Annotated in this window: 5 protein-coding genes; 3 read left to right on the top strand and 2 right to left on the bottom strand. The window is 71.9% G+C overall.

Going from position 1 to position 4935, the window contains the following annotated elements; all coding sequences use genetic code 11:
• The 3 genes from ACY45C_RS19945 to clpB all read left to right on the top strand — a co-directional run.
• Window positions 1-674, top strand: a 674-nt coding sequence (locus tag ACY45C_RS19945; RefSeq protein WP_462189092.1) for a J domain-containing protein, incomplete at its 5' end; no start/stop codon positions are given.
• A complete protein-coding gene (locus ACY45C_RS19940) occupies window positions 671-1054 on the top strand; it encodes a chaperone modulator CbpM (RefSeq protein ID WP_462189091.1) in 384 nt (127 codons plus the stop codon). The genes ACY45C_RS19945 and ACY45C_RS19940, both read left to right, overlap by 4 nt.
• Window positions 1045-3681 carry an ATP-dependent chaperone ClpB gene (gene clpB / locus ACY45C_RS19935; protein ID WP_462189090.1) on the top strand — a complete coding sequence of 879 codons (2637 nt, stop codon included), beginning with the start codon at window positions 1045-1047 and terminating at the stop codon, window positions 3679-3681. Before ACY45C_RS19940 ends, clpB begins: the two co-directional genes overlap by 10 nt.
• A 65-nt stretch (window positions 3682-3746) precedes the next feature.
• On the opposite strand, the gene ACY45C_RS19930 is transcribed toward clpB, so the two are convergent.
• Together ACY45C_RS19930 and ACY45C_RS19925 are read right to left on the bottom strand one after the other, a co-directional pair.
• Window positions 3747-4526, bottom strand: coding sequence for a hypothetical protein (locus ACY45C_RS19930; RefSeq protein ID WP_462189089.1), 780 nt, complete (start codon window positions 4524-4526; stop codon window positions 3747-3749).
• A 72-nt stretch (window positions 4527-4598) separates the two neighbouring features.
• Window positions 4599-4935 (bottom strand): RNA polymerase sigma factor (locus tag ACY45C_RS19925; RefSeq protein WP_462189088.1); only part of this gene is annotated, 337 nt, incomplete at its 5' end.

Genomic DNA, 4935 nt, shown 5'->3' with positions numbered 1-4935 from the left:
GGGATGGGGGGGCGGGTTTCGGCACAGCCGGATTCGAGGATCTGTTCGGAACCCTTTTCGGGGCCCGTGGCGCGGCCGGGCCGATCCCGGGCGCCGACCAGGAAGCCGAGCTCAGCCTGACGGTCGAGGAGGCGTACCGGGGTGGTCGCCGCCGGGTCACGCTGACCGGCTCGGACGGGCCGCGTTCTTACCAGGTCAGCATCCCCGCGGGGGTGGTGGCCGGTCAGCGGATCCGGCTGGCCGGGCAGGGCGGCCGTGGCAGCGGTGACGCCCCGCCCGGCGACCTCTACCTGCGGGTACGGATCGCACTGCACCCCCGCTATCGGGTGGGCGGCCGCGATATCCAGCTGAAGCTACCGGTCACCCCGTGGGAGGCGGCGCTGGGCGCGACGGTCTCGACCAGCACTCCCGGCGGCGAGGTCAAGGTCCACGTCCCGGCGGGTTCGTCGAGTGGCCGCCGGCTGCGGCTGCGTGGCGAGGGCCTGCCGAATCCGTCGGGACGGCCGGGCGACCTCTACGCCGAGGTCAGCGTGGCAGTGCCGCCGACGCTGACCGACCGGGAGCGGGCGCTGTTCGGAGAACTGGCGGCCACCTCGACCTTCGACCCGAGAAACTCCGACCCGAGAAACTCCAACCCCAGAAAGTCCGATCCGAGCAAGGGATCCTGGCGATGACCATCCCATCCCCGTCGCAGCAGCGGACGGCGCCGTCGCCGATCACCCGGCCGCGTTACCCGCTGGCACCAGCCCGGAAGCTGACCGTGGAGACGGTCGCCAGCCGCGGCGGGCTGCATCCCGACCTGGTCCGCCGGTTCGTGGCGCTCGGCCTGCTGGAGGCCTCCCGCGACGCCACCGGGACGCTGTGGTTCGCCCCGGACACCCCGGCGACGATCGCGAGGATCCAACGGCTGCGGGCCGGCCTGTGCCTGAACTACGCCGCGATCGGTCTCGTCCTCGACCTGCTCGACCGCATCGACCTGCTGGAAGCCGCGCTGCGCGGTGACCAGGCCGCTCGATCTCCGACAGCCGCAAGGAGCACACCGCCGTGGACATGAACCGGCTGACTCAGAAGTCCCAGAAGGCCTTGGCCGCGGCGCAGGCCAGGGCGACCGCGCTCGGGCACACCGAGGTCGACGGCGAGCATCTGCTCCTCGCCCTGCTGCAGGCCCCGGACGGGCTGATCCCCCGGTTGATCGGGCAGACCGGCACCGACTCCGCCGCGCTGGCCGCCGCCGTCGAAGCCGACCTGGCCCGGCGGCCGAAGGTCAGCGGGCCGGGCGCCGCCCCCGGGCGGGTGTTCCTCACCCAGCGGCTGTCCCGGCTGCTGGATGCGGCCGAGCGCGAGGCCGGGCGGCTCAGGGACGACTACGTCTCGGTGGAACACCTTCTCCTCGCGCTAGCCGAGGAGGGGTCGGCCACCGAGGCCGGGAGGCGGCTGGCGGAGCATGGGATCACCCGGGAGTCGTTCCTCGCCGCGCTCACCCAGGTACGCGGCCATCAGCGGGTCACCTCCGCGACGCCGGAAGCCACCTACGAGGCGCTGGAGAAGTACGGCCGCGACCTGGTTGTCCAGGCCCGCGACGGCACGCTGGAACCGGTCATCGGCCGCGACGCCGAGATCCGCCGCGTCATCCAGATCCTCAGCCGCAAGACGAAGAACAACCCGGTGCTGCTCGGCGATCCGGGCGTCGGCAAGACCGCGATCGTGGAGGGCCTGGCGCAGCGCATCGTCCACCGCGACGTCCCGGAAGGACTACGCGGCAAGACGATCTTCGCGTTGGACCTGGGATCCCTGGTCGCGGGCGCCAAGTACCGCGGCGAGTTCGAGGAGCGGCTCAAGGCCGTGCTGGCCGAGATCAAGGCCGCCCAGGGCCGCATTCTGCTCTTCGTCGACGAGCTGCACACCGTGGTGGGAGCCGGCGCGGCCGAAGGCGCCATAGACGCCGGCAACATGCTCAAGCCGATGCTCGCCCGCGGCGAGCTGCACATGATCGGCGCAACGACGCTGGACGAGTACCGCAAGCGCGTGGAGTCCGACGCCGCACTGGAACGCCGCTTCCAGCCGGTCATGGTCGACGAGCCCACCGTCGAGGACACCATCTCGATCCTGCGCGGGCTGCGGGAACGCTTCGAGATCTACCACGGAGTAAAGATCCAGGATGGCGCACTGGTCGCCGCTGCCACGATGAGCTACCGTTACATCACCGACCGATTCCTGCCGGACAAGGCGATCGACCTGGTCGACGAGGCCTGCGCCCGGCTACGCACCGAGATCGACTCGATGCCCGCCGAGCTCGACGAGATCACCCGGCGGGTCACCCGCCTGGAAATCGAGGAAGCCGCCCTGGCCAAGGAGACCGACCCGGCCAGCGAGACCCGGCTGGCCGAGCTGCGCCGGGAGCTCACCGACCTGCGCGCCGAGGCCGATGCCAAGCGCGCCCAGTGGGATGCCGAACGCCAGGCGATCCGGCGGGTTCAGCAGCTACGCGAGGAGCTCGAACGGGTGCGCCGCGAAGCCGAGGAAGCCGAACGAGCCTACGACCTGAACCGGGCCGCCGAGCTGCGCTACGGCCGGTTGGGTGAGCTGGGACGGCGACTCGCGGCCGAGGAGGACCGGCTCGCCGCCAAACAGGGCGAGCAGCGGCTGCTGCGCGAGGTCGTCACCGACGAGGAGATCGCCGAGATCGTCGCGGCCTGGACCGGCATCCCGGTCTCCCGGCTGCGCGAGACCGAACGCGAGAAGCTGCTGTGCCTCGACGACACCCTGCGCCAGCGGGTCGTCGGCCAGGATGAGGCCGTCACGCTGGTCACCGACGCGATCATCCGGGCCCGCTCCGGCATCCGCGACCCCCGCCGGCCCATCGGCTCGTTCATCTTCCTCGGACCCACCGGCGTCGGCAAGACCGAGCTGGCCAGGGCCTTGGCCGCCGCCCTGTTCGACACCGAGGAGAACATGACCCGCCTCGACATGAGCGAGTACCAGGAACGGCACACGGTCAGCCGGCTCGTCGGCGCTCCCCCCGGCTACGTCGGCTACGAGGAGGGCGGCCAGCTCACCGAGGCGGTCCGACGCAAGCCCTACGCGGTGGTGCTCTTCGACGAGATCGAGAAGGCACACACCGACGTGTTCAACGTCCTGCTGCAGATCCTCGATGACGGCCGCGTCACCGACGCCCAGGGACACCGGGTTGACTTCCGCAACACCGTCATCATCATGACCTCCAACATCGGCTCCCCCTACCTGCTCGACGGCGTCGACTCTGACGGGCAAATCAGACCCGACGCGCAGGCCCGGGTGATGGCCGACCTGCGCGGGCACTTCCGCCCGGAGTTCCTCAATCGGATCGACGACATCATCCTGTTCCGGCCGCTGGGCCTACCCCAGCTCGAGCGGATCGTCGATCTCCAGTTCTCTGACCTGCGCGGACGCCTGGCCGAGCGGCGGATCACCCTCGAGCTGACCGACGCCGGCCGGCGTCTGATCGTCCGGGCGGGATATGACCCGGTCTACGGCGCCCGGCCGCTGCGCCGTTACATCTCCCACGACGTCGAAACCCGCATCGGCCGCGCGCTGCTCCGCGGCGAGGTCACCGAAGGCGGAACGGTGCGCGTCGACGCCCACGACGGCGAACTGGTCGTCAGCTGTCAGGCAGCGGACGCGCGGCACGGGCTCGCCGCCTGAACCCCCGACCCCTCCAGGCCGGCCGGCCCCCTCCAGACTGGCCGGCCCCCTCCTGGGACCACCGGTCAGCGACGAACCGACGGCGCCACGCTAGCGCCGAGACCGGCGCCGCCCGGCCCGGCACCCACACCCACACCCGCACTCGGCCCGACCTCGACGCCGAGACCCGCACCACCCGGCCCGGCACCCACACCCACACCCACACCCGGAACCTGCGCGCCGACACCCGTGCCGCCCGGCCCGGCGGCCGCACCCACCCCGGCGCCGGCCTCGGCCTGCAGGGCCTTCGCGCAGAAGGCGCCGACCTGGTCACTGCCGCCAGCGGCCGTGACCAGCGCGTTCAGGTCCGGGGAACTGAGAGCCGCGCCGGCGTCGGCCGTGTAGGTATGGCACAGCGCGAGCAGCGACGCCGAGACGGACGCACCGGCGCTCGGCGCCGAGACCCGCGGCGCGGTCACCTCGGCGGAGGGCGTAGCCACCGGGGACACGGCGGCGCTGCCACCTACACCGGGGACGGGCAGTACTCCTGTGCCAGCGGCGGCGGCGACGCCTCCGACGGCCGTGGCCGCGACCGCCACGGCGGCGACCTTCGCGGTCAGGAACTTCGCGAGCAACAACTTGAACATGGGCTCTCTCCGCGGCTGGGTGACGTGAGCGAGACGCGCCTCCCGGAAAGCGGCCACAGCCGCTTCCTCACCGTCGAGCTCGCCATCGCGGGCCGGAGCGGCCACGGCGGCGAGCAGGTCGCCAAGGGGATCCGCACCGGCCCCCGCATTGACCGGGCCGCCGCGAAGCATCCGCTCCGCGGCGCCCCGGCCGATCCGACGGGGTCGGTGTGTGCTCATCTCACGTCCTTCAGCGTCGAAGCCCTCACCGGTGTTACACCTGGCCGTGTTGCACCTGACCGGAACCCATGATCATCGCTGCGCGCCGCCACCCCGACCATGTTCACCTGGTTCACCTGCCTCCGGTCGACCAGCCCCGGTAACCCCACATTCGCCGAGCTGTTCGGCGAGCCTGCGCAGCCCTCGGTGCGCCGCGGTGCGGACCGCGCCGGCGCGCTTGCCCAGGACCCGCCCCGCGGTCTTCGCGTCCAGCCCCATGACCACTCGCAGGAGCACCGCCTCCGCCTGGTCCAACGGCAGGCCCGCGATCAGGCGCATGGCGGCCTCGGTGGACATCGCCTCCAACGCCTCGCCGGCGGTGTCATCGGGCGCGGCCATCTCCATCATCACCGTCTCGATCTGTCTTCCG

Source organism: Frankia sp. CcWB2, assembly GCF_977927585.1.
This window is presented reverse-complemented; position numbering and strand designations above follow the sequence as displayed.